Origin of the sequence: Mycobacterium sp. SM3041 (assembly GCF_039668335.1) — a bacterium.
Classification (GTDB): Bacteria; Actinomycetota; Actinomycetes; order Mycobacteriales; family Mycobacteriaceae; genus Mycobacterium.
The window spans coordinates 43,429-65,291 of sequence record NZ_JAYXBQ010000035.1 but is presented as its reverse complement, the minus strand read 5'-3'; the positions used below and the strand labels follow the sequence as shown (position 1 = coordinate 65,291).

General features: G+C 67.2%; 22 protein-coding genes and 11 tRNA genes. 11 read left to right on the top strand and 22 right to left on the bottom strand.

Annotated features, from left to right (window positions below; genetic code table 11):
* Positions 1–112: 112 nt before the first annotated feature.
* Positions 113–235 (bottom strand): hypothetical protein, encoded by a 123-nt coding sequence (locus VXD91_RS08485; protein ID WP_020099274.1) that lies wholly within the window; start codon positions 233–235, stop codon positions 113–115.
* 337 nt (positions 236–572) lie between these two features.
* Between VXD91_RS08485 and VXD91_RS08480 the strand changes: the two genes are divergently transcribed.
* From VXD91_RS08480 to VXD91_RS08470, 3 genes are read left to right on the top strand one after another with little or no spacing between them, the layout of a single operon-like run.
* Positions 573–2,789, top strand: a complete 2,217-nt coding sequence (locus tag VXD91_RS08480) for an MMPL family transporter (protein ID WP_346415164.1) — start codon at positions 573–575, stop codon at positions 2,787–2,789.
* The gene (locus tag VXD91_RS08475; protein WP_346415163.1) at positions 2,786–3,454 is read left to right on the top strand and encodes a TetR/AcrR family transcriptional regulator; all 669 of its coding nucleotides are present in this window, start codon (positions 2,786–2,788) and stop codon (positions 3,452–3,454) included. The genes VXD91_RS08480 and VXD91_RS08475 overlap by 4 nt, the downstream gene beginning before the upstream one ends.
* A 2-nt stretch (positions 3,455–3,456) precedes the next feature.
* Positions 3,457–4,086 (top strand): class I SAM-dependent methyltransferase, encoded by a 630-nt coding sequence (locus VXD91_RS08470; RefSeq protein WP_346415162.1) that lies wholly within the window; start codon positions 3,457–3,459, stop codon positions 4,084–4,086.
* On the opposite strand, the gene VXD91_RS08465 is transcribed toward VXD91_RS08470, so the two are convergent.
* Complete coding sequence (locus VXD91_RS08465) at positions 4,073–4,801, bottom strand: NAD-dependent deacylase (protein WP_346415161.1); 729 nt, start codon at positions 4,799–4,801, stop codon at positions 4,073–4,075. The genes VXD91_RS08470 and VXD91_RS08465 overlap by 14 nt on opposite strands.
* Positions 4,802–4,862: 61 nt before the next feature.
* On the opposite strand from VXD91_RS08465, the gene VXD91_RS08460 reads away from it, so the two are divergent.
* Positions 4,863–5,225 (top strand): GntR family transcriptional regulator, encoded by a 363-nt coding sequence (locus VXD91_RS08460; RefSeq protein ID WP_029104729.1) that lies wholly within the window; start codon positions 4,863–4,865, stop codon positions 5,223–5,225.
* Between the two features lie 128 nt (positions 5,226–5,353).
* On the opposite strand, the gene VXD91_RS08455 is transcribed toward VXD91_RS08460, so the two are convergent.
* The 14 genes from VXD91_RS08455 to VXD91_RS08390 form a co-directional block, all read right to left on the bottom strand.
* Positions 5,354–5,425: transfer RNA gene (locus VXD91_RS08455), tRNA-Arg, on the bottom strand.
* 3 nt (positions 5,426–5,428) lie between these two features.
* Positions 5,429–5,516 (bottom strand) — tRNA-Ser (locus VXD91_RS08450).
* Between the two features lies 1 nt (position 5,517).
* Positions 5,518–5,604 (bottom strand) — tRNA-Ile (locus VXD91_RS08445).
* Between the two features lie 60 nt (positions 5,605–5,664).
* Positions 5,665–5,741: transfer RNA gene (locus VXD91_RS08440), tRNA-His, on the bottom strand.
* Between the two features lie 2 nt (positions 5,742–5,743).
* Positions 5,744–5,827 (bottom strand) — tRNA-Ser (locus tag VXD91_RS08435).
* A gap of 5 nt (positions 5,828–5,832) precedes the next feature.
* A tRNA-Gln gene (locus VXD91_RS08430) sits at positions 5,833–5,904 on the bottom strand.
* 4 nt (positions 5,905–5,908) lie between these two features.
* A tRNA-Tyr gene (locus VXD91_RS08425) sits at positions 5,909–5,992 on the bottom strand.
* Between the two features lies 1 nt (position 5,993).
* Positions 5,994–6,069 (bottom strand) — tRNA-Asn (locus VXD91_RS08420).
* A gap of 58 nt (positions 6,070–6,127) precedes the next feature.
* Positions 6,128–6,622, bottom strand: coding sequence for an HNH endonuclease (locus VXD91_RS08415; protein WP_346415160.1), 495 nt, complete (start codon positions 6,620–6,622; stop codon positions 6,128–6,130).
* Between the two features lie 55 nt (positions 6,623–6,677).
* Positions 6,678–6,749, bottom strand: a tRNA-Lys gene (locus tag VXD91_RS08410).
* Between the two features lie 3 nt (positions 6,750–6,752).
* Positions 6,753–6,826: transfer RNA gene (locus VXD91_RS08405), tRNA-Leu, on the bottom strand.
* 5 nt (positions 6,827–6,831) lie between these two features.
* Positions 6,832–6,921: transfer RNA gene (locus VXD91_RS08400), tRNA-Leu, on the bottom strand.
* A 182-nt stretch (positions 6,922–7,103) separates the two neighbouring features.
* Positions 7,104–7,367: a hypothetical protein gene (locus VXD91_RS08395; protein ID WP_346415159.1), complete on the bottom strand. Its 264-nt coding sequence runs from the start codon at positions 7,365–7,367 to the stop codon at positions 7,104–7,106.
* A 59-nt stretch (positions 7,368–7,426) separates the two neighbouring features.
* Positions 7,427–8,623, bottom strand: coding sequence for a PucR family transcriptional regulator (locus VXD91_RS08390; protein WP_346415158.1), 1,197 nt, complete (start codon positions 8,621–8,623; stop codon positions 7,427–7,429).
* Between the two features lie 132 nt (positions 8,624–8,755).
* Between VXD91_RS08390 and VXD91_RS08385 the strand changes: the two genes are divergently transcribed.
* Positions 8,756–10,261: an NAD(P)/FAD-dependent oxidoreductase gene (locus tag VXD91_RS08385; RefSeq protein ID WP_346415157.1), complete on the top strand. Its 1,506-nt coding sequence runs from the start codon at positions 8,756–8,758 to the stop codon at positions 10,259–10,261.
* Between the two features lie 34 nt (positions 10,262–10,295).
* Positions 10,296–13,439 carry a cytochrome P450 gene (locus VXD91_RS08380; protein WP_346415156.1) on the top strand — a complete coding sequence of 1,048 codons (3,144 nt, stop codon included), beginning with the start codon at positions 10,296–10,298 and terminating at the stop codon, positions 13,437–13,439.
* Here VXD91_RS08380 and VXD91_RS08375 read toward each other — a convergent pair.
* Positions 13,412–14,683: a solute carrier family 23 protein gene (locus VXD91_RS08375; RefSeq protein ID WP_318986247.1), complete on the bottom strand. Its 1,272-nt coding sequence runs from the start codon at positions 14,681–14,683 to the stop codon at positions 13,412–13,414. The genes VXD91_RS08380 and VXD91_RS08375 overlap by 28 nt on opposite strands.
* A gap of 62 nt (positions 14,684–14,745) precedes the next feature.
* The gene (locus VXD91_RS08370; protein WP_318986246.1) at positions 14,746–15,270 is read right to left on the bottom strand and encodes a DUF1697 domain-containing protein; all 525 of its coding nucleotides are present in this window, start codon (positions 15,268–15,270) and stop codon (positions 14,746–14,748) included.
* Between the two features lie 54 nt (positions 15,271–15,324).
* On the opposite strand from VXD91_RS08370, the gene VXD91_RS08365 reads away from it, so the two are divergent.
* Together VXD91_RS08365 and VXD91_RS08360 are read left to right on the top strand one after the other, a co-directional pair.
* A complete protein-coding gene (locus tag VXD91_RS08365) occupies positions 15,325–15,768 on the top strand; it encodes a PPOX class F420-dependent oxidoreductase (protein ID WP_318986245.1) in 444 nt (147 codons plus the stop codon).
* Between the two features lie 18 nt (positions 15,769–15,786).
* Positions 15,787–15,975: a DUF5302 domain-containing protein gene (locus VXD91_RS08360; protein ID WP_226520921.1), complete on the top strand. Its 189-nt coding sequence runs from the start codon at positions 15,787–15,789 to the stop codon at positions 15,973–15,975.
* Here VXD91_RS08360 and VXD91_RS08355 read toward each other — a convergent pair.
* The 3 genes from VXD91_RS08355 to VXD91_RS08345 form a co-directional block, all read right to left on the bottom strand.
* Positions 15,972–17,255: an acyltransferase gene (locus VXD91_RS08355; protein ID WP_346415155.1), complete on the bottom strand. Its 1,284-nt coding sequence runs from the start codon at positions 17,253–17,255 to the stop codon at positions 15,972–15,974. The genes VXD91_RS08360 and VXD91_RS08355 overlap by 4 nt on opposite strands.
* A 44-nt stretch (positions 17,256–17,299) precedes the next feature.
* Complete coding sequence (locus tag VXD91_RS08350) at positions 17,300–18,418, bottom strand: MFS transporter (RefSeq protein ID WP_318986281.1); 1,119 nt, start codon at positions 18,416–18,418, stop codon at positions 17,300–17,302.
* 112 nt (positions 18,419–18,530) lie between these two features.
* Complete coding sequence (locus VXD91_RS08345; protein ID WP_318986243.1) at positions 18,531–19,061, bottom strand: XRE family transcriptional regulator; 531 nt, start codon at positions 19,059–19,061, stop codon at positions 18,531–18,533.
* 100 nt (positions 19,062–19,161) lie between these two features.
* Here VXD91_RS08345 and VXD91_RS08340 point away from each other — a divergent pair, with 100 nt between their 5' ends.
* Together VXD91_RS08340 and VXD91_RS08335 are read left to right on the top strand one after the other, a co-directional pair.
* Positions 19,162–19,947, top strand: a complete 786-nt coding sequence (locus tag VXD91_RS08340) for an aldolase (RefSeq protein ID WP_346415154.1) — start codon at positions 19,162–19,164, stop codon at positions 19,945–19,947.
* A 24-nt stretch (positions 19,948–19,971) separates the two neighbouring features.
* On the top strand, positions 19,972–20,859 hold the full coding sequence (locus VXD91_RS08335) for a dihydrodipicolinate synthase family protein (protein WP_346415153.1): 888 nt from the start codon (positions 19,972–19,974) through the stop codon (positions 20,857–20,859).
* Between the two features lie 6 nt (positions 20,860–20,865).
* Here VXD91_RS08335 and VXD91_RS08330 read toward each other — a convergent pair whose 3' ends face one another.
* Positions 20,866–21,162, bottom strand: coding sequence for a DUF732 domain-containing protein (locus tag VXD91_RS08330; RefSeq protein WP_346415152.1), 297 nt, complete (start codon positions 21,160–21,162; stop codon positions 20,866–20,868).
* Positions 21,163–21,281: 119 nt separating this feature from the next.
* Here VXD91_RS08330 and VXD91_RS08325 point away from each other — a divergent pair, with 119 nt between their 5' ends.
* The gene (locus tag VXD91_RS08325; RefSeq protein WP_346415151.1) at positions 21,282–21,860 is read left to right on the top strand and encodes an HhH-GPD-type base excision DNA repair protein; all 579 of its coding nucleotides are present in this window, start codon (positions 21,282–21,284) and stop codon (positions 21,858–21,860) included.
* Positions 21,861–21,863: the final 3 nt, after the last annotated feature.

Here is a 21,863-nt window from a genome sequence, read left to right as displayed (position 1 = left end):
TCGGTGGCTTTGACGCTGGTGATCACCCCAGCGAGTCCCTGCGTGCACGCGATTTCAGTGCACGGGCGTCGCGCCTCGGCGCGGCGTCAGACTCGCGGGTGAACCCGCGGAATCAGACAGCCTCGGCGAGGTCGGGGAACTGCTCGGACGTGTCACCCTCGATCAGGACGTCCCCGTGGTACAGGGCATCGAAATCTACTTTGATGACATCTGCGTTGGTGTCGTCGATCCACATGTCTATGAGGCTATGGGTCGCTATTAAGAAATCATTGAGTCACGATTCGGAAAACGTTGGCAATTCTTACCGCTGGGTAGGTTGGCCTACTCCGACCCCCAAGTGACCCGTGGGTAGCTCACATTCCGCAAGGTCGCAGGTGATCTTGATGTGCGGACAGCGGTCCTGGTCGCGGCTTAGTTCACTGGCCAGTAGCAAACATGATGACGGTCACCGCGGTAACGCCTGGTGGGCGGTGTGAACCAGACGTCAATAAATCTCGTGACCAGGGGTGAGTGAGCATTGACAGGTCTGAGTTATCGACGATAACTTAGCGGTGTTAGCAGAAGGGGACTGCATGCTGAACCGCATCGCGCTGCTGGCCATCGCCGCGCCGAAGAGAATTCTGGCCGTCGCGGGGCTGGTCCTGATCGCCGCGGCGATCTTCGGTGTCCCGGTCGTCAAGACCCTGCCCGCGGGCGGCTTCCAAGATCCGAAGTCCGAGTCGGCACAAGCCAGCCGGCTGCTGGCCACCAAGTTCCACCAGGGCGACATGCCGATGCTGGTTACCGTCACGGCGCCTGACGGGGTCCACGGCCCGGCGGCTTCCGCGGCCGCCCGCGAGATCGTCGACCATCTGAAGGCTTCGCCGCACGTCGCCTACGTGTCTTCGGCCTGGACGGTGCCGCCGGCCGCGGCCGGGGAATTGATCAGCAAGGACGGCAAGTCCGGGCTGATCGTGGCCGGCATGAACGGCGGCGAGAACAACGCGCAGAAGTACGCCCAGGAACTCGCCGACCAGGTCGTCCACGACCGGCCCGGCGTCACCGTCAAGGCCGGTGGCGGGGCGATCATCTACTCCCAGATCAACACCCAGACAGAACATGATCTGCTGCTGATGGAGTCCATCGCGATACCGCTCAGCTTCCTGGTGCTGGTGTGGGTGTTCGGGGGACTGGTCGCTGCAGCGTTGCCGATCCTGGTGGGCGGATTGGCGATGACCGGCACCCTGGCGGTGCTGCGGACCATCACGTTCTTCACCGACGTGTCCGTCTTCGCGCTGAACGTCGCCACCGCGCTCGGGCTCGCCCTCGCCATCGACTACACATTGCTGATCATCAGTCGCTACCGCGACGAGGTGGCCGAGGGCCAGCCGCGGGACCAGGCGCTGATCCGCACCATGGTCACCGCGGGCCGCACCGTGTTGTTCTCGGCGACGACGGTCGGCCTGTCGATGGCCGCGATGCTGATGTTCCCGATGTACTTCCTCACCTCCATCGCGTACGCCGGCATCGCGACGGTCGCATTCGCCGCCGCGGCCGCGGTGATCGTCACGCCGGCCGCCATCTGGCTCCTCGGCGACCGGCTCGATTCCCTCAGCCTGCCGCACCTGTTCCGGCGCGACACCACGCCCAAACCCGTGCAGGAATTGTTCTGGTACCGCGCCGCCAAGGCCGTGATGCGCCGCTCGGTCTCGGCGAGCCTCGCCGTCGTCGCACTGCTGTTGGTCCTGGGCGCGCCCTTCCTCGGCGCGAAGTGGGGATTCCCCGACGAGCGGGTACTACCGACCACGGCGTCGGCACACCAGTTGGGGGACCAGCTGCGCAACGACTTCGCCAACAACTCCGCCACCGACATCACGGCCGTCATTCCCGACGCCGCTGGGCTGAGCCCGGCCGCTTTCGATACGTACGCCGCCGATGTCTCGCGCGTCGCCGCGGTCACCGAAGTCTCCTCGCCCACTGGCACTTTCGTCGGCGGCCGGAAAGTGGGGCCGGCCGGTCCCGGCGCGGCGATCGTCGACGGCAGCGCCTTCCTGACGGTCGGCAGCAGCGCGCCGCTGTTCTCGGACGCGTCTCAGGCGCAGCTCGATGCGGTGCACGCCGTTCGCGGACCGGACGGGCGGCTGGTGCAGTTGGCGGGCGTCGCTCAGATCAGTCACGACAGCGTGCAGGCCGTCACCGACCGGCTGCCGTGGGTGCTGGCCGTCATCGCTGTCATCACACTCGGGCTGCTTTTCCTGCTCACCGGCAGCGTGGTCCTTCCGGTGAAAGCCGTTGTCCTCAATGTCCTTTCACTCACCGCGGCATTCGGTGCGCTGGTCTGGATCTTCCAGGACGGTCACCTCGGCGCGCTCGGTACCACGGCGACGGGGACGCTGGCATCCAACATGCCGGTGCTGCTGTTCTGCATCGCGTTCGGGCTGTCGATGGACTACGAGGTGTTCCTGGTCGCCCGCATCCGGGAGTTCTGGCTCGTCGAACAGGACAATGACGAGAGCGTCGCGCTCGGCCTGGCCCACACCGGACGGGTCATCACCGCGGCGGCGCTCGTGATGTCGATTTCGTTCGGCGCGCTGATCGCCGCGGAAGTGTCGTTCATGCGGATGTTCGGGCTCGGCCTGACCATCGCCGTCCTCGTGGATGCCACCCTGGTACGAACGGTGCTGGTGCCGGCGTTCATGCACCTGATGGGACGGTGGAACTGGTGGGCGCCGGCGCCGCTGGCGCGGCTGCACAAGCGCATCGGTATCAGTGAATCGGCGCCCCAGCTGTCGGAGTGCGGCGCGCGATGACAGCGGCCAAACGGCGTCGTGCCCCGCGCGGGTCCGGAGACCAGCTGCGCGACGAAATCCTGGACGCGGCAACCGAAATTCTCCTGGAATCGAACCAGGAGAAGGCGGTGTCCATCCGGTCCGTCGCACAGCGGGTGGGCGTCACCCCGCCATCGATCTACCTGCATTTCGCTGACAAGGACGCCTTGTTGGACGCGGTGTGTGGCCGGTACTTCGAGCAACTGGACGACGTGATGCAGCACGTGGCCGCCGAACAGCCGACGACGATCGACCGATTGCGGGCACAAGGGCTGGCATACGTCCGCTTTGCCCGCCAGAACCCCGAGCTCTACCGGATCGCCATGATGTCCGAGGGACATCCCGACAGCGACGTGGACCAGGCATTGAACACCGCGGCATTCGTGCACATGCGGGATTCGGTGCAGGCCCTGATGGACGAGGGCGGCTATCCGCTCGGCGACGTCACGGTGGCGGCGCTCGGGTTGTGGACAGTGGCGCACGGTCTTGCGGCGTTGTTCATCTCGCGACCGTATCTGCCGTTCGGCGATCCCGAGGAGTTCGCCGACCGGGTGCTCAGCGCCGCGTGCCTCGGTGGCATGGTGAGAGGACTGGGCGGAACGGATAGGACGCCGCAACAGCTGGTCGAGCGACTGAAAGGTTCCTGACGATGACCGATACCTCGGTGGACAATCCGTTCTTCGCCCGCATGTGGATCGCGATGTCGTCACGCGAGCGCAAGTTCATAACCAGGCTGCGGCAGGAGAATCTGGCGGGGCTCGGCGGCCGCGTACTGGAAATTGGTGCCGGAACCGGCACCAACTTCGCGTTCTACCCGGACACCGTGACCGAGGTGGTGGCCGTCGAGCCGGAGGTCCGGCTGGCGCCCCTGGCCCGGAAGGCGGCGCTGACCGCGCCGGTGCCGGTGACCGTCCGCACCGAGACCGTCGAGAACTTCGACGGCGACGACCTTTTCGACGCCGTGGTGTGCTCCCTGGTGCTGTGTTCGGTCGACGAACCGGAAAGTGTGCTGCGGCAGATGTATTCACGGCTCAAGCCGGGTGGCGAGCTGCGCTACTTCGAGCACGTCGCCAGTGGTGGGGTGCGTGGCCGGGTGCAGCGATTCCTGGATTCGACGTTCTGGCCGAAGATTTCGGGCAACTGCCACGCGCATCGGGAGACCGAGCGGAGCATCGTCGGCGCAGGTTTCGAGGTTTCGGATGCCCGTCGTGTGCTGATGCTGCCGGGCTGGGTGCCGCTGGCGGAAGTGGCGTTGGGTCGGGCCGTCAGGCCTGCTTGATCGTCGACAGCAGTTCCGGCAGGCGCTGTAACAGGGTCGGCAGCGCGTTGGCCGCCGTCTCGCGCAGGGACACTGTGGCCAGATCGGAGAACGGTGTCGGCTTCGGATTCACCTCGATCACCGGGATGCCCTGCTGCACAGCGGCTTCCGGTAGGGACGCCGCCGGGTATACCACCGACGACGTGCCGACGGTGATCACCAGGTCGGCCCCGCTGACCGCTGCGACCGAGTTGTTCCAGGCGTCGGAGGGCAGGTTCTCGCCGAACCACACGACATTGGGCCGCACGAGGCCGCCGCAGTAGCACTCCGGCGGTTCTATGGCGATTTCGGGCTCAGGCATCGGCGGCAGCGTGCCTTCGAAGTTGGCTTTGCAACTGTCGCAATGGAACTGGAACAGGCTGCCGTGCAGGTGGTGCACCCGAGTGCTGCCGGCGCGCTCATGCAGGTTGTCGATGTTCTGGGTGACGATGTCGACCTCGGTGTAGTCCTGCCACGCGGCCACGGCCCGGTGCCCGTCGTTCGGGGCCACGTTGCCCATCATGTGGTGGCGCCACAGATACCAGGCGAACACCCGCTCGGGGTGGCGGCGCCAGGCGTCCGAACTCGAGATCTCGTAGGGGTCGGTGTTGGCCCACAGTCCGGTCTCGGCGTCCCGGAAGGTCGGCACGCCACTGTCGGCGGACATCCCCGCACCGCTGAACACCGTCACCCGCATTGGACCACGTTATCGGGTCTTGGGTGATCTGGGCCACCTCGTCATCGGTCATACTCGGCTGGTGACCGATTTCGGTGAGTGGGTCCGCCTCGACCCGCACGCGGGGCCGTTGTTCGACCAGCTGCGGCTGCAGATCATCGACGCCATTCGCGATGGCCGGCTGCCTGCCGGGACCCGGCTGCCCACCGTCCGTGACCTGGCCGGCACGCTGGGAATGGCGGCCAATACCGTCGCCCGGGCCTACCGTGAGCTCGAGACCGCCGGCGTTCTCGAAACCCGGGGGAGGTCTGGGACTTTCGTGGCTGCTGCCGACCCGGCTGCCGCAGCGATGGTGGACGCGGCCAATGCCTTCGCCGACACCGCCCGGGCATTGGGCGTGCTGAAAGCCGACGCGCTGCGGTACCTGGACGCGGCGTTCGAGTAGGGCGGGGTGCTTCGCGAGTGTGCGAGCAGAGCGCCCGTTTCGCGGATCCGGCGAGCTGTGTGCACATTCGCGCGCCAGTTCCTAGCCGCTGCGGGGCTTCCCGTGGGTGCGCGCTACCTGCGCATCCGCGCCCCTGGAGAGATTCGAACTCCCAGCCATCTGCGTCGAAAGCAGGTGCTCTTCCGTTGAGCTACAGGGGCATTTGGCGGAGGCGGCGGGAGTCGAACCCACAACCGCTGGACAGCGGCCACGGCTCAGCAAGCCGCTGCATTACCGTTCTGCCACGCCTCCGTGGTTGTCCGGGATGGGCTTGAACCGGCTTGAACCACCTGCCTCCGCCGTATCAGGGCGACGCTCTCACCAGATGAGCTACCGGACATTGAGTTAGTGCCGCGGATTGCAGTCAGTGGGTGACTGCAATCCGCGGCGTTGTCGAAGTTGGGGTGTGCGACGGGACTCGAACCCGCTTCGCCCATGCTCACAACCTGGGGCCTCGACCGCTTCGGCATCGCACACAGCGGAAGACAGAGGAGTCGAACCCCAGGGCTTCACCCCGCGCCCGTTTTCGAAACGGGATGCGCCACCACGGCGCGCTGTCTTCCTGCAGTTGACCCGCCAGGATTCGAACCTGAACCGGCTGAACCAAAATCAGCAGTGCTACCGGTTACACCACGGGTCATCGGTGCGTGCGGAGGGATTCGAACCCCCTGTGCCTGAATGCCGCTGGTTTACAGCCAGGTGCGACACTCCCGCGTCGCCGCGCACGCTTGGCTACCCCGGCAGGAGTCGAACCTGCAACCTACTCCGTAACAGGGAGCTGCTCTGCCAGTTGAGCTACGGGGCAACATGTTTCGTCGTGGCGAGGCGAGAGGTGACGGACCTCCCGCCCCGCCCGACGGGTTTCAAACCAATTCGGGGACCCGGTAGCGATCCCGATCGCGGGGTTCATAGGGCTCCCAGAGCAGCCGCATACCGGCTTCCTCCGGTGTGCGGTCACTCTTGCGGCCGTTGCACGGCGCGCACGCCGTAATGAGGTTCAGCCAGGTGTCTTGCCCGCCTCGCGACACCGGCTCGATGTGATCCAGCGTGTCGCCATGGCCACCGCAATAGCCGCAGGTGTAGCCGTCGCGAGCCAGGACCCCGTCACGGGTGACCCGGTTGTGCGGCCGGTACGGCACGTGGACGTACTGATGCAGCGCGACGGATGCGGGCAGCTCGATGACAGTCGACGGGCTGTGTATGTGCACGGCCGGACTGTGGTGTTCGATCACGTAGACCGAACCCCGCAGCAGCAGCCGGACCGCCTCCTGCCAGCTCACGTGGGTCAGCACGCGGTAGTCGGCGTTGTACACCGCCACGGCCCGGTGACCGGCCTTGTGTTGTCGGAAATGCGTCATACCGCGTGCCTCCCTTCTGATCAGTTACACCTCACCGGCAGTGATGAATGTGCTGTGCGCCGTGAGGGTTTCGATCCCCCGTCTCCAGATTAAGAGTCTGGTGCTATCCCAGCTCAGCTAACGGCGCCTGTGCCCCGCGAGGGAGTCGAACCCCCAACACCTGGAACCTAAATCCAGTGCCTCTTCCAGTTGGGCCAGCGGGGCATGCGTGCGCTCGGCAGGATTTGAACCTGCACGCCGGGGCTACCGGCACCCGGGTTTGAGCCGGGCGCGTCTGCCGTAGTTTTCGCCACGAGCGCAGATGCCAACACTATGGAGTTCTCAAAGGTCTTACCGCGCAGTCTGATTCGTACCGCACTGCATGTCCGGATCGATCCGGCGTGTGATCAATGATGCGCATCGACGCGGGGGTTGTCGAGCGAATATGTACACGAAATTTGTTGCTGTGCAACGCAATTGGGTGCACTGAACTACAGGAACGTCAGGCGACGTTCCTGCCAGGGAAAACTGCAATGCTGTGGAATTTGTGAGAGTTGTCTTCTGGCCCGAGCTTCCAGCCGGGGCGCACGCCGGCATACGCGGCGGAAGTACGGCGGAGTGACGGGAAGCGCATGGGCTGCCAGAAGAGGCGGCTCTGCTCAGTCGATTCGCGCCGGGCTATGGAGCGGGCGGTGCCTGCGCACGACAAAGCCGCCGTCGGCGTCGAAGACACCTCGGCGAGCTGGTCGTCATGCAGAAAAGTCACGGGTCAACGCTAACAGCGCCGGGCGACAAAACCGAGTGGATATTTCCGGCGGTGAAACCTCAACCGCGCCAGTGCAACACGTCGAGCGCGACGCCGATTTCGACGCTGTTGTCGGCCAGCGGGCGCGGCAGCAGTTCGTCGGCGCGGGCGAGCCGGCGCAGCAAGGTGTTGCGATGCGTGAAGAGCTTGGCCGCGGCACGGGACACGTTGCACTGCTCATGGACGAACGCGCGCACCGCGGACCGCAATTCCGGGCTCGCGGCTTCCAGTTCGCCGAGAACCCGTTTGACGAATACCGCCGCACGGTCGGCGTCCGCGGTGAGCAGCGCCACGAGTTCGATATCGGTGTATTCGGCGATCTGCTGCGGTGAATGCAGGCGCGCCATCATCTGCTGGGTGGTGATGGCGTCGAAGTGGCTGCGCCGGAACCCGTCTACCCCGGTGCCGGTGGAACCGATCGCGACGCGCACTTCGGCTCCGGCGGCTGAGGCCACCGCGTCGATGTCGACGGCGCCGGGTGCCCACACCCACCGGGTGGCGCTACTGGCCAGCACCGTGAGCGGGCGGCCACCAGCGGCACGCCCGAAAGTTTCAGCGGCACGGTCCAATTGCGACAGGTCGCCATCCGGGTTGTCGGTCCAGATGACGGCCGCGGTATGGGTGCCGCCGAGGCCGTATCCGAGGCGGCTTTCGGCGCGCGGACGGGGGATCGGGGCGCCCTCCAGGAGCAGTGCGACGGTGGCGCGCCGCTCGGCGTGGCTGCCGCGCGTGAGTTCGTCGCGCTCGAGTTCGATCTGGGCGGCGATGGCTGCCAGGGTGGCCTCGATGAAGTCGCTGATCGACTGTGAGCAGACGTCGAGCAGCGCGTGCAGGTCCGCCGGGTCGGAGGTCAGTTCGAAGGCGATGTCCATCAAGCGCCGCCACGCCACGCCTTCACCGACCCGGTAGGCGTCCAAGGTGTACGAGTCGACGCCGCGCCGGACCATTTCCCGGGCGACGCTCATGGGTTCGGTGCCGGCGTTGGCTGGTACCGGTGCGCCGGGATCGCGCACGTTGGCCGCACCCCAGAACAACAGGTTCGAACGGTTGCTCCGGCTGACGGCGTTGGCCAGTTCGGGATCGGAGGCGATGGCCGGGTTGGCGCCCAGTACAGCGCGGTCGAGTTCGTCGAGCCATTCCGCGGGGGCGTTGACGACGACCTGCGCGCACTGCCGGATCAGGTCGCGTACCTGCGGTGATGGCTGCGCGCCGTCCATGGGGTGAGCGTATCGCGTGTGGTGCATTTTGCACCGCAAGCAGCCAAAGTTGAGACGTTTTGACCTTCAGCCGGGGGCTCGTCGCGCGCCACCATTATTGCCAACCCCATCACCGCCAACAGGGAGTTCGCAATGGAACACACCGCCAACACAACCCAGGTCGACGTCCTGATCGTCGGCGCCGGAATCTCCGGCATCGGTGCCGCCTACTACCTGCAACAGGAGCACCCCGGACGGTCGTACACGATCCTGGAATCCCGCGGCGCGACCGGCGGCACCTGGGATTTGTTCCGGTACCCCGGCATTCGATCCGACTCCGACCTGCACACCTTCGGATACGAGTTCAAGCCGTGGCGCGACGAAGACGCCATCGCCTCCGCCGACAAGATTCTCGCCTACCTGCGAGAGACGTTGCGCGAGAACAACATCGACCGCAACATCCGGTTCCACCACAAGGTGCTCGGGGCTGCGTGGGACAGCGACGCCGCGCGGTGGCTGGTCGACGTCGAGCGGACCGACACCAACGAACTGGTGCAGATCTCCGCGAACTGGCTGTTCTGTGCCGGCGGCTACTACCGCTACGACCAGGGCTTCACACCGCAGTTCCCGGGCCGTGACCGGTTCGCCGGTCAGGTCGTGCACCCGCAGCACTGGCCCGAGGACCTCGACTACACCGGCAAAAAGGTCGTCATCATCGGCAGCGGCGCGACCGCGGTGACACTGGTGCCTTCGATGGCGGCCAAGGCCGCGCACGTCACCATGCTGCAGCGCTCGCCGACCTACATCCTTCCCGTGCCGTCCAAGGACGCGTTCGCCAACGTGGCCGGCCGCGTGCTCGGCGCCGACCGGGGCTACGCACTGGCCCGGCGCAAGAACGTCATCCGGCAGCGCGCGGTGTACACCCTGTGCCAGAAGTACCCCGCCGCCGCCCGGCGGGTGATCCGCTGGACCAACGCCCGCGAGCTGCCCGAGGGCTACCCCGTCGACACCCACTTCAGCCCCGACTACAAGCCGTGGGATCAGCGCCTGTGCACGGTGCCCGACGCCGACCTGTTCAAGGCGATCGGCAGCGGCAAGGCCACCGTGGTCACCGACCGGATCGCGACATTCACCGAGACCGGCATCGAGCTGGAGTCCGGACAGCACCTGGACGCCGACATCATCGTCACCGCAACGGGTTTGAACGTCCAGCTGTTCGGCGGGATGACGCTGACCGTCGACGGGCAGGCGGTGAACCTCTCGGAAACCGTCGCCTACAAGGGCATCATGCTGTCGGGCGTGCCGAACTTCGCCTTCGCCTTCGGCTACACCAACTCGTCGTGGACACTCAAGGTCGGCCTGCTGTGCGAGCACTTCTGCCGACTGCTGCGCCACATGGACGAAAGCGGATTCGACAGCGTCCGGCCGGAGTTCGACGATGCGGGCATGGCGACCAAGCCCCTGCTGGACTTCGCGGCGGGATACGTGCAGCGGGTGGCGGACACCCTGCCTCGGCAGGGCGTGGCAGGTCCCTGGGTGATGTCGATGAACTACAACTTCGACCGCGAGGTGCTGCGGCACGGCGCAGTGACGGACCCGAACCTGCGGTTCTCGGCCGTCGCGCCCACGGAAGCCCGGGAGGTCGTGCCGGTTTCTTGATCGGCGCTCAGGGCGGCCGTTTACGCTGGCGTGAATGGAGAGCTTCTCGCCAGCTGTGCCGCCCGAGATTCCCGGTGTCCCTTCAGCTGTCGGTGTCGAGTTGCCGCCCGGGCCGGTGCCCGGGCGGCCCTATTCGCTGCCGCTGGATCTGCTCACCGAGCAGTACGGCCCGCTGTTCTACGCCGACCTCGGGCCCGGCAAGCGGCTCTACGCGTGCTCGCTGGCCCTGGTCGACGAGCTCTGCGACGAGACCCGGTTCACCAAAGCGCTGACGGGCCGGTTGGCCCGGTTCCGTCCCGTGGTCGGCAACGGACTCTTCACCGCCTACCCCGGTGAGGAGGGCTGGCAGGAAGCCCACGACGTCCTGATCCCCGGCTTCAGCTTCAGCGGCCTGCGCAGCTATCACCCCGCGATGCTCGACATCAACCGGCAGCTCCTCGCGCAGTGGGACGCGGCCGTCGGCACCCGCGCAGTGGACGTGGCTGGGGACCTGGCGAAACTGGCCATGGACACCGTCGGCCTGGCCGGCTTCGGGGCCCGTTTCGACTCCTACCAGCACGACGGGCTCGCCGACATCCCAGCGAGTTTCGCGGCCACGCTGAACCAGGTCCTGCTCGGCCCCAACGCCGACCAGGCGGTGTTCGAGACCGAGCGCGGCAAGCTGTTCAGCTTCATCACCGACCTCATCGGCCGGCACCGTGCGGGGGACGTGGACCTCGACGATCTCCTGGCCCTGATGCTGCAGCCCGGTCCCGACGGGGTGCCGCTGCTGGACGACGACAGCATCCGCAACCAGATCGCCACGTTCCTGGTTGCCGGCCAGGACACGACGTCGATACTGATGCCGACGGCCTTGTACAGCATCGTCAAGAACCCGGCGGTGCTGCACCGCGCGCAGGCCGAGGCGGACGCGGTGTTCGGCCCCGACGACGACCACGTGCCGGCGTTCGACGAGATCGGCAAGCTCACCTACATCCGCCAGATCATCGACGAGGCGCTGCGCCTGTCCCCGCCGGTGCGGGAATTCGATCGAATGGCCTTGTCGGACACCGTCATCGGTGGCAAGTACCCGGTGCGCCAGGGTGAAGCCGTGACGGTGCTAACGTCGTCACTGCATCGGCAACCGGAGTGGGGCGACAACGTCGAGATCTTCGATCCGGACCGGTTCGCGCCAGACCGGGCGGGGCAGCGGCCGGTCAACCTGTTCAAGCCGTTCGGCACCGGTGCGCGGTCGTGCATCGGCCGCCAGTTCGCGCTGCACGAAGCGACCATGGCGATCGCCACTCTGGTGCACCGCTACCGGTTCGTCGACGTCGGGCACTACACGCTGCGTACCCACAGTGATGTGTTGCGCAAGCCGGAGGGGTTCTACGTCGAACTCATCCGCCGCACCCCGGAGGAGCGCCGCCAAGCTCCGGCGGCCGTCGCTGCCGCGCCGGTGACACAATCCCGCGCGACCGTGCCGCCGGGCACGAAACTGCTTGTGCTGCATGGTTCGAACCTCGGAAACTGCCGGTCGTTGGCGCAGCAACTCGGTGACGAGGCCGTCGACCTCGGCTACGAAACGACCGTCGCCGCACTGGATTCCGCAACCGCGGCACTGCCGGACCAGGGGGCGGTGGTGATCGTCGCCGCGTCGTACAACGGGATGCCGACCGACGATGCCCGGACGTTCGTGGACTGGCTGGACGGGTCGGCGGATCAAGTACCGGCAGTGCCGTACGCGGTACTCGGTGTCGGAGACCGGAACTGGGCCGAGACATACCTGGCGATACCGCGGCGCATCGACGCCCGGCTCGTGGAACTCGGTGCCACACAACTGCTTCCGATGGCCGAAGCCGACACCTCGGGCGACTTCGCTGGTGTGGTCGAGGATTTCTCGGTGGCACTGTGGAATGCGCTCGGCGGTGTCTTCGGCGCCGTCGCCGCCGATGAGCCCGTGGCCGATGAGCCGCTCTACGATCTGCGCGCCATCGACGGGCCGGTTACCGCCGCGATCGATGCCCGCCATCAAGTGCAACCGGCGACGGTGTTGGACAACATTCCGTTGGTGGACACGGGCTCCGAGTTCGGGCAGGACAAGCGGCTCATCCGGATCGCGCTGCCCGACGGCGTCGACTATCAGACCGGCGACCACCTGACCGTATTGCCGGACAACAGCCCCGCCCTGGTCGACGAGGTCGGTGAACTGCTGGACCTGCGCCTCGACCGTCGCATCTCGATCAATCCACGGCGCAGTACCCGGCGGGCCATCCCGATCGACCGGGAAGTCACTGTGCGCGAACTGCTTACGCACTTCCTGGAACTGCGCAAGCCGGCGACCCGCAGTCAGCTGCTACGGCTCGCGGCCGCCAACCCGTGTCCGCCGGAACGGGCCGCGCTGACCGCCCTGGCCGACGACCCCGAGGCCCGCGCACTGAGCATCACCGACTGCCTGGCGGAGTTCCCGGCCACCAAGCTGAGCCGCCAAGAGTTGTTGGAGCTCTTCGAACCGATGTCCCCGCGGCACTATTCGATCGCCACCTCGTCGCGCCGCCGCGTCCGGGAAGTCGAACTGGTCGTGGGGGTGCTGGAAGGGCCGGCCCGGTCCGGCTCCGGTGTCTTCCGCGGCGTCTCATCCAGCTACCTCGCGGATGCTGTGCCGGGACAGCAGATTCGGATGCGGGTCGACCCGGCTCGGCAGGCCTTCCGGGCGGGCGCCGATCCGACCCGCAACGTCATCCTGGTCAGCGCCGGGACGGGTGTGGCCCCGTTCCGGGGCTTCATCGGAGACCGGCTGGGCGCATTGGAAGCAGGGGAGCCGTTCACCGCCGCGCTGTGTTTCTTCGGCGTGCGGCACCCCGACGTGGACTACCTGTTCCGCCACGAGGCCGAGGACGCCGAACGTCTCGGCGTCGTGCGGATGCGTCCGGCGTTCTCGCGGGCCGGTGATGAGGTCAAGTACGTGCAGGACCGGATCGCCGCGGACGCCGACGAAGTCTGGGACATGCTCGGAAACCCGGACAACGACACCCACGTCTACGTGTGCGGCGACGGTGCCCGGATGGCGCCCGCCGTGCGCGCCGCGTTCCAGGACATCTACCGCAGCAAGACCGGCACCGACGACGAGGCAGCCCGCGCCTGGCTCGCCGGACTGGTCAGCACCGACCGCTACGTCGAGGACGTCTGGGCCGGCTGACTGGTCGTGCCGCGCAGGGCGGTCAGCCCGCGCATGCCGTGGTAGATCACCAGCGCCGCAACGGAACCGAGCGCGATGCCGGTGAACGTCAACGGTCCGGCCTGCCAGGTGAAGTCGGCGATGCCGATGATCAGCGGGATGGCGGCGGTCATCTGGTTGATCGGCTGCGAGAAATCCACGTGGTTGGTCAGCCAGATCCGCACCCCGAGGATGCCGACCAGACCGTAGAGCACGATCGTCGCCCCGCCCAGCACGCCCGGCGGAATGGCCGAGATGGCCGCACCGACCTTGGGACACAACGACAGTGCGACGGCCACGGCAGCAGCGACCCAATACGCGGCCGTCGAATAGATGCGGGTCGCCGCCATCACGCCGATGTTCTCGGCGTACGTGGTGGTGGCCGAACCGCCGCCCGCACCGGCCAGCACGGTGGCCACGCCGTCGGCCGCCAACGCCCGGCCCATCAGTGGATCCAGATCCTTCCCGGTCATCTGGCCCACTGATTTCACGTGCCCGATGTTCTCGGCGATCAGCGCGATCACCGCCGGCAAGAACATCGGCAGGACCGCCAGGCTGAACGACGGCCCGTGGAATTCGGGCAGCCCGATCCACGGGGCGGCGGCGATGGCCGCGGTGTTCACCTCGCCGAGAGCCAGTGCCAGCAGGTAGCCGACCACCACGGCCAGGAAGATCGCCAGCCGGCCGATGATGCCACGGAAGAACGCCAGGGTCGCGACCAACAGCACCAGCGTCACCAGCCCGACCAGCGGCCCCTTCTCAAAGTTGTTCTTCGCCGCCGGTGCCAGGTTGAAACCGATCAGGGCGACGATCGCACCGGTCACGACCGGCGGCAGCGTCACATCGAGCCAGTGCGTGCCGACCAGATGCACCACCCCGCCGACCAGGATCAGCAGCAGGCCCACGGCGATCAGGCCGCCCAGCGCGCTGCCGGTTCCGTGCGCGGCGACCGCGGCGGTGACCGGTGCGATTACCGAGAAGCTCGACCCGAGATAGCTCGGCAGCCGATTTCCGGTGATGAGCAGGAACGCGATCGTGCCGACGCCGGAGAACAACAGCGTCGTGGCCGGCGGGAAACCGGTCAGCACCGGCACCAGGAACGTGGCGCCGAACATCGCCACCACGTGCTGGGCACCGATACCGATGGTGCGGGGCCAGCTGAGCCGTTCATCGGGGCCGACGACGGCGGCGTCCGGTCCGACCGGCGTCCAGGAGAGCGGAATCATCCGGTCATAGTGCCGGACCCGGTTCACTTTCGCTGTCTGTCAGCACGTTTGGCCGGGTTGAGCTATTCGCCCGCAGCCAGGACCTTCTCGACCGTCCGCAGGTTTCGCGTGGTGGTCGACGACTTGTAGCGCTTCTTGCCCATGGTCTTGCTGATCGCGCTGCTCAGGGTGTCGCCGCGAGCCACCTGCCAGTACAGGACGCCGTGACCGCGGCTGATCGATTCGTCGCCCACCGGTTCGAGCGCCGCGAGTTCGTCGAGCACGTCCGGATCGCTGACGAACGTGATGTACGAATGGCGCCCTTCGACCTCACGCTCGAATGGGTAGTCCGCCGAGATGGTCCGGAGCTCCGTGATGGGGTACACCAGCACCCAGGCGTCGTACCCGAACGATTCCCGCAGCGCCGCTTCGGCTTTCGTACGTACCGTCGCAGCCTTGGCCGAGCTGGACAGCACCACGTTGCCACTGGCGAGCAGCGTCTTGACGTCATCGAAGCCGGCCTCGCGGAAGGCGGCGGCGACCTCGGCCATCTTCAGGTTCACGCCGCCCACGTTGACGCCGCGCAGAAACACCGCGTAGCGCGTCATCCCAACTCCGTCATGACACCCAATGGTAGGCAGTTGCCCCGTACGCTGGGAGCCATGACCCGTCAGGTCTTCGAAGACAAGCTGCTCGCGCTGATCAGTGACAATTCGCTGGGCGTGCTGGCCACCATCAAGCGCGACGGTCGCCCGCAGTTGTCCAACGTGTCCTATTACTTCGATCCACGGGCCGTCACCATCGGGGTGTCGGTCACCGAGCCCCGGGCCAAGACGCGCAATCTGCGGCGCGACGCCCGGGCCTCGATCTACGTCCGCTCCGACGACGGGTGGGCGTACGCGGTGGCCGAGGGGAACGCGGTGCTGAGTCCGCCTGCCGCGGCACCCGATGACGACACGGTAGAAGGTCTGATTGCCTTGTACCGCAACATCTCCGGCGAGCACCCGGACTGGGACGACTATCGCCGGGCGATGGTGGCCGACCGCCGGGTCCTGCTCACCATGCCCATCACTCACTTGTACGGGCTGCCTCCGGGCGTGCGCTGAACGCGCTAGTCTGCGTGCATGGCCGAGAACTCCGCCGAAGGTTCAGCATCGTCCGACGAGACCAAGCGCAAGTTCCGCGAGGCGCTCGAGCGTAAGAAGGCCGGCTCTGCCGGCGGCACTGCCCACCAGGACGGCGGGGCCAAGCAATCCAAGTCGCACGGCGCGGTCGGCGGTGGCCGCCGCGAATTCCGCCGCAAGAGCGGTTAATCCCGCGCCAACGCGCGGGCCCCGATGAGGGTCACGAGCATCACCGAAACACACTGCAGGCCGGTGTCTTTCAGGCCCCAGCCGACTGACGCCAGGGTGGCGGCGCCGGCGACGACCAACAGGGTGCCGACGATCGCGCTGCGCCAACCCGGTGCCGCGACCCGGCCGCCGTCCCACAGCGGCAACGGGTTGTTCTCCAGCGGGCGCAGGAGCAGGAACAGCCCGGCGACCAGCGCCGTCATGATCGTCATCTGGTAGACGCTCAGGACCAGGAAATGCGGCTGGCCGGGGTAGCGGGGCAGGCCCGCGAAGTCGAAGGCCAGGTGCATGCCGAGCAGGGCGGGCATGTGCCACAGGTACAGCGTCATGGCGCCGGTGTTGCCGATCACCGCGAGCCGCCACACCTGCGGCCGGGCAGCCCAGCGGCTGATGGCGGGGGCGGCCGCAATCGCGAACGCACACATCATGATTGCGTGACCGGCGAGCAGTAGCGACGGCGGCGTCATGTTCTTGATGTGCTGCGTCTCGATGCCGACGAGGCTCAGCTCATACGGGCCGATCCAGACCAGCGCCACGTTGACCGCGAGCATCCCGATGCCGACGCGCAGGGCGGCCGTGGTGGTCAGCAGCCCGCGGCGATACGCCACCCCGAGCATGCCGGGGATGAGCCACACCACGAAGTTCAGATAGCCCAACGCAGCCCAGGAGTGGTCGTTGATGCGGATGGTGTCGACGAGCGCGACGAGGGCGTAGGTGCCCGCCACGGAAGCGATGAGCCCGCCGGACGTCGTGATGCGCGCCAGCAGCGGCACCGCGGCCAGCACCAGCACATAGGCGCCCAGGAACCACAACAGCTGCGTGCTGATGCCGGCGACGGGTTCGTAGACGTGGATCGGCAGCAGTGGCTTGAGGATCAGCAACGCCGCGGCCCAGAAGGCCAGGTAGTAGAACACCGGTCGGTACAGCCGGGTGCAGCGCTTGAGCAGCCATCCACCCCAGCTCGTCCCGCTCCCGTACGAGCCGACCGAGGCCGCGACGCCGGCGAAGAAGAACAGCGGCATGATTTGGAACACCCAGGTCAGCGCCTGGAACACCACGGACGTGGTCAGCAGGTTGCCCCAGCGGAAGACCGCGTCGTCGATGATGCTGGTCGCCATGATCGTGTGCCCGGCGACGACGCCGACCAGCGACACGATGCGGATGACGTCGATGGCGCGGTCACGGTCGGCGGGGGTGCGCTGCGCGATCTCGGCAGCAGAAGGGAAGACGCGGGTGGTCATGCCTTCGAACGTAAGGGCGCGACCCCTAGGTATTGCTACTCAAATCAGGCTGACCTGCGGCGTTCCTGCCAGAGAACGGCAGCCAGACAGACAGCCGCCAGGACCGCGATGATGACGGCGAAGCTGACCCCGGCCGCCTGCAGACCCCACCGCTGCGCGGCGAAACCGAGGCTGACGACCGGCAACGAGATGGCCACATAGGCCACCACGAAGTACGTCGAGCTGACTTCGGCGCGACGCTCGGTCGCGGTGCCTTCCACGACGGCTGCCAAGCCGCGGCTGAAGCTGATGCCCTGCCCGATGCCGGCCACGACAGCGGCGACCAGCAGACCCGCCAGCGATGAAAATTGCAGGGCCACAGCCAGAATCGCCATCCCTGCCACGAGGATCGCGCAGCCCAGCGCGACGGCCCGCGGCGGATGCAGGCGGCGGCCGGCCAATTGCGCGGCGGCGGAGGCGGCGAAGATCGATGCCGCGACGGCACCGCCGACGGCGTGGTTGTCGATGCCGATGACGCTGCTGACGAACGACGGCGCCACCGCCGTGAACAGGCCCATCACGGCGAATCCGGCGAAGGCGGCGGTGGCAGCGAGGACGAACGTGGCGCGGACCTCGGCGGGGACCGACAGTCGCTGGAAACCGATCCGGCCGGCCCGGCTCGAGGTCTCGGGGACCAGCCACACCGCGGCGATGGCCAGAACGGCCAGCACGATGTGGACGACGAACGGCAGCTGCAACGGGTGCGGTGCGTACTGCACCAGCAGGCCGGCCACGACGGGTCCGGCGCCCAGTCCGCCGATGTTGGCGATGGTGGCGCCGGCCGCGGCCTGCTCGCGCCGCTCCTCCGGCACGGACTCGACGACGGCGGCCGTCGCGGTACCGGTGAAGATGCCCGCCGACAACCCCGACAGCAGGCGTCCCACCAGCAGCAACGGCACGCTGTCGGCATAGAGGAAGACGACGGCGCTCGCGATGGCGGCGACCGCACCCGCGATCAGCACCGGCCGCCGGCCGACGGCGTCGGACCAGCGGCCGAACAACAGCAGCGCCGCGAGCACGCCGATGGCGTAGGCCGAGAAGATGACCGTCGTCGTCAGGACCGCGAAGTGCAGTTCGTGGGCGTACAGCGCGTAGATCGGCGTCGGCAGCGTGGTGCCCAACATGATGGCGGCGAAGGCGTAGGCGAGCAGCGGGAAGCCGAGGCGCGAGGTCACGGTTCGAGTCTGGAGCACGGGTAGGGCAACACGCGCGGGACCCGCTGGCATTCCGCGGCGCTCATCGGACCGTGCGCGGCGGCGCGGGCGATGTCACGACGATCACCTCGGCGGTATCGTCGCCGACCTGACGGAGCTTGTGCTGCGTAGCGGCGTCGAAATAGGCACAGTCGCCCGCGGACAGTTCCACGAGGCGGCCGTCGTAGTTGAGTTCGATGGTTCCGGAGTGGACGAACACGAACTCCTGGCCGGGATGCGTCGGGTGGGCATGGGCGGCGAACTGGCGGCCCGGGCGCACGACGAACGGCGACATGGCCTTGCCGAGCATGCCCGCGGCGATCGCGTGATTGCGGGCGGTGCCGCGGTCGGCGGCGCGCTCGACGGCGAAGGTGCTGACTTCCGGGTCGTCGGAAAACAGTTGCGCCACATCGACATCGAGGGTCCGCGAGATTTTCAGTGCGGCGGCGATGGACGGCACGCTCTGGCCGCGCTCGACCTTGGACAGGTAGCTCTTGGTCAGCCCGGTACCGGCTGCCAGTTCCTCCAGCGTCATCCCGCGTTGCTGGCGCACCGCTCGCAACAAGCCACTCACGGCACCGAGGATACCGCATTGACTGCATGACACTTTGTGTCCTAAAGTCGGCAATGTGTCATCCAGGTGCGGCCACGCACCGAGGCTGAGGGAGGTTCCGATGACCGACACCATGCACGACTCCAAGAGCGAACTGATGCAGCGCGCCGAAGACGGGCTGAACCGTCATATCGCGGAGACCGACCTGACCGTCCGCGAGAAGCTGGCCCTGACCTGCCGGGCACTGTTCGACGCGGGGCACGATTCGGGCCTGGCCGGGCAGATCACCGCCCGCGCCGAGGAGCCCGGCACGTACTACACGCAGCGGCTCGGGCTCGGCTTCGACGAGATCACCGCCGGCAACCTGCTGCTCGTCGACGAAGACCTCAATGTCCTCGACGGCGGCGGAATGGCCAACCCCGCCAACCGCTTTCACTCCTGGATCTACCGCGCCCGGCCGGATGTGAACTGCATCGTGCACACGCACCCGTTCCACGTCGCGGCGCTGTCGATGCTCGAAGTCCCGCTGGCCGTGTCGCAGATGGACATCGCACCGCTGTACGACGACTGCGCCTTCCTGAAGGACTGGCCGGGCGTGCCCGTCGGAAACGAAGAAGGCGAGATCATCTCCGGCGCGCTGGGGGACAAGAAGGCGATCCTGCTGGCCCACCACGGCCAGGTCGTCGCCGGGGCCAGCGTCGAGGAAGCCTGCTCGCTGGCCATGCTCATCGAGCGCGGCGCCAAGCTCCAACTGGCCGCCATGGCTGCCGGCACCATTGCTCCGCTGCCCGACCGACTGGCCCGCGAGGCCCACGACTGGACGCTGACGCCCAAACGCAGTGTCGCCAACTTCGCCTACTACGCGCGGCGCGCCCTGGTGCGCCACCCCGACGCCCTCGACCACTGACCAACCCCGGAAAGGACCTGACCCATGAACGAGACGCCCAGGATTCACGGCATCATCGCCTACCCGATCACCCCGTTCACCGCTGACGGCGACAATGTCGACACCGAGACGCTGGCCGCCGTCGTCGAGCAACTCGTCGGCACCGGCGCACACGCCGTCGCTCCGCTGGGCAGCACCGGCGAATCGGCGTACCTCACCGAGGACGAGTTCGACGCCGTCGTCGACACCACGGTCGCCGCCGTCGCCGGCCGCGTCCCTGTCATCGTCGGCGCCTCAGATCTGACCACTGCCAACACCATTCGGCGCGCGCAGTACGCGCAGCAGGCCGGCGCCGATGCCGTCATGGTGCTGCCGATCTCGTACTGGAAGCTGAACGAGCGCGAGATTTTCCAGCACTACGCCAGTATTTCGGCCGCCGTCGACCTGCCGATCATGGTCTACAACAACCCCGCCACCAGTGGTATCGACATGGCTCCGGAACTGCTGGTGCGGATGTTCAACGACATCGAGAACGTGCGCATGGTCAAGGAATCCACCGGTGACCTCACGCGGATGCTGCGCATCAAGGAGCTCTCCGAAGGGGCGCTGCCGTTCTACAACGGAAGCAACCCACTGGTGCTCGACGCGCTACTGGCCGGCGCGTCCGGATGGTGCACGGCCGCACCGAATCTGCGCCCGCAGCCGTGCGTCGAGCTGTACGACGCGGTGCGACGTGGCGACCGGGACCGGGCGCAGGAAATCTACGACGACCTCGCGCCGCTGCTGCGCTTCATCGTCGCCGGTGGTCTGCCGACGACCGTCAAAGCCGGGCTGGATCTGCTGGGGCGCAATGCCGGTGACCCGCGCCCGCCGCTGTTGCCGCTCGACGAGGACGGCCGCGCCGAACTCAAGGGCCTGCTGGCCAACGTCTGAGTACGCCTACTGAACCGGGCAGGCGTACTTGCGGGCCACGTCCATCACGCGCTGCTGCGCACCGGGCCCGATGACGCCCTGTGCGGCCAGTTCCAGATTGATGTAGCCGGGGATGCCGCCGATGCACGCCTGGTGCGCCACGCGCCAGGCGGTATCGGGGTTCAGGTTGTAGCCGTTGCGCTCCAGGCCCTGCAGGTATTGGTCGAATTCCGGTGTGCCCTGGTCCGGTATGGCGCTGGCCGCGCCGGCCAGCGCCACTGCGGTCGCGATGGCCGCGAAAAGTGCCGCGACTGTACGTCTCATGTCCGTCCCCCTACAGGCATGTCCACCGGATATCGGCTTACACGTTCGCATATTGCGCGCAGGCAGAAACTAGAACCGTCGTAATCGAAGTCCGCGCGGGGGCGTCCTAAACTGACGTGATGTCGAAGCTGCAGCTGGTTCAGGAGCCGTCCGCCGACGCACTGCTCGAGTCCAACCCGTTCGCACTGCTGGTCGGGATGCTCTTGGATCAGCAGATTCCGATGGAAGTGGCGTTCGCCGGGCCGAAGAAGCTCGAGGACCGGATGGGCTCGCTCGACGCGCGCGAGATCGCCGAGTACAACCCCGACAAGTTCGCCGAGCTGTTCGCGCAAACCCCTGCGGTGCACCGCTTTCCGGGTTCCATGGCCAAGCGCGTGCAGGTCCTGTCGCAGGTGATCGTCGACGAGTACGACGGCAACGCCGCGGCCCTGTGGACCACCGGCAACCCCGACGGTAAAGAGGTGCTGCGCCGGCTCAAGGCGCTGCCCGGCTTCGGCGAGCAGAAGGCCAAGATCTTCCTGGCGCTGCTCGGCAAGCAGTACGGCGTCACACCCGAGGGCTGGCGCGCCGCGGCGGGCGACTACGGCAAGCAGGGCACGCACATGTCCGTCGCCGACGTCGTCGACAAGGGCTCACTGGACCAGGTTCGCGCCTACAAGAAGCAGATGAAAGCAGCGGCGAAGGCCGCCAAGGCCTGAGTG

What these genes read in the sequence shown, in the direction of transcription:
- VXD91_RS08485 (WP_020099274.1), bottom strand. Translation starts at nt 235, where the DNA reads ATGTGGATCGACGACACCAACGCAGATGTCATCAAAGTAGATTTCGAT.
- VXD91_RS08480 (WP_346415164.1), top strand. Translation starts at nt 573, where the DNA reads ATGCTGAACCGCATCGCGCTGCTGGCCATCGCCGCGCCGAAGAGAATT.
- VXD91_RS08475 (WP_346415163.1), top strand. Translation starts at nt 2,786, where the DNA reads ATGACAGCGGCCAAACGGCGTCGTGCCCCGCGCGGGTCCGGAGACCAG.
- VXD91_RS08470 (WP_346415162.1), top strand. Translation starts at nt 3,457, where the DNA reads ATGACCGATACCTCGGTGGACAATCCGTTCTTCGCCCGCATGTGGATC.
- VXD91_RS08465 (WP_346415161.1), bottom strand. Translation starts at nt 4,801, where the DNA reads ATGCGGGTGACGGTGTTCAGCGGTGCGGGGATGTCCGCCGACAGTGGC.
- VXD91_RS08415 (WP_346415160.1), bottom strand. Translation starts at nt 6,622, where the DNA reads ATGACGCATTTCCGACAACACAAGGCCGGTCACCGGGCCGTGGCGGTG.
- VXD91_RS08390 (WP_346415158.1), bottom strand. Translation starts at nt 8,623, where the DNA reads ATGGACGGCGCGCAGCCATCACCGCAGGTACGCGACCTGATCCGGCAG.
- VXD91_RS08385 (WP_346415157.1), top strand. Translation starts at nt 8,756, where the DNA reads ATGGAACACACCGCCAACACAACCCAGGTCGACGTCCTGATCGTCGGC.
- VXD91_RS08380 (WP_346415156.1), top strand. Translation starts at nt 10,296, where the DNA reads ATGGAGAGCTTCTCGCCAGCTGTGCCGCCCGAGATTCCCGGTGTCCCT.
- VXD91_RS08375 (WP_318986247.1), bottom strand. Translation starts at nt 14,683, where the DNA reads ATGATTCCGCTCTCCTGGACGCCGGTCGGACCGGACGCCGCCGTCGTC.
- VXD91_RS08370 (WP_318986246.1), bottom strand. Translation starts at nt 15,270, where the DNA reads ATGACGCGCTACGCGGTGTTTCTGCGCGGCGTCAACGTGGGCGGCGTG.
- VXD91_RS08365 (WP_318986245.1), top strand. Translation starts at nt 15,325, where the DNA reads ATGACCCGTCAGGTCTTCGAAGACAAGCTGCTCGCGCTGATCAGTGAC.
- VXD91_RS08360 (WP_226520921.1), top strand. Translation starts at nt 15,787, where the DNA reads ATGGCCGAGAACTCCGCCGAAGGTTCAGCATCGTCCGACGAGACCAAG.
- VXD91_RS08355 (WP_346415155.1), bottom strand. Translation starts at nt 17,255, where the DNA reads ATGACCACCCGCGTCTTCCCTTCTGCTGCCGAGATCGCGCAGCGCACC.
- VXD91_RS08350 (WP_318986281.1), bottom strand. Translation starts at nt 18,418, where the DNA reads ATGTTGGGCACCACGCTGCCGACGCCGATCTACGCGCTGTACGCCCAC.
- VXD91_RS08340 (WP_346415154.1), top strand. Translation starts at nt 19,162, where the DNA reads ATGACCGACACCATGCACGACTCCAAGAGCGAACTGATGCAGCGCGCC.
- VXD91_RS08335 (WP_346415153.1), top strand. Translation starts at nt 19,972, where the DNA reads ATGAACGAGACGCCCAGGATTCACGGCATCATCGCCTACCCGATCACC.
- VXD91_RS08330 (WP_346415152.1), bottom strand. Translation starts at nt 21,162, where the DNA reads ATGAGACGTACAGTCGCGGCACTTTTCGCGGCCATCGCGACCGCAGTG.
- VXD91_RS08325 (WP_346415151.1), top strand. Translation starts at nt 21,282, where the DNA reads ATGTCGAAGCTGCAGCTGGTTCAGGAGCCGTCCGCCGACGCACTGCTC.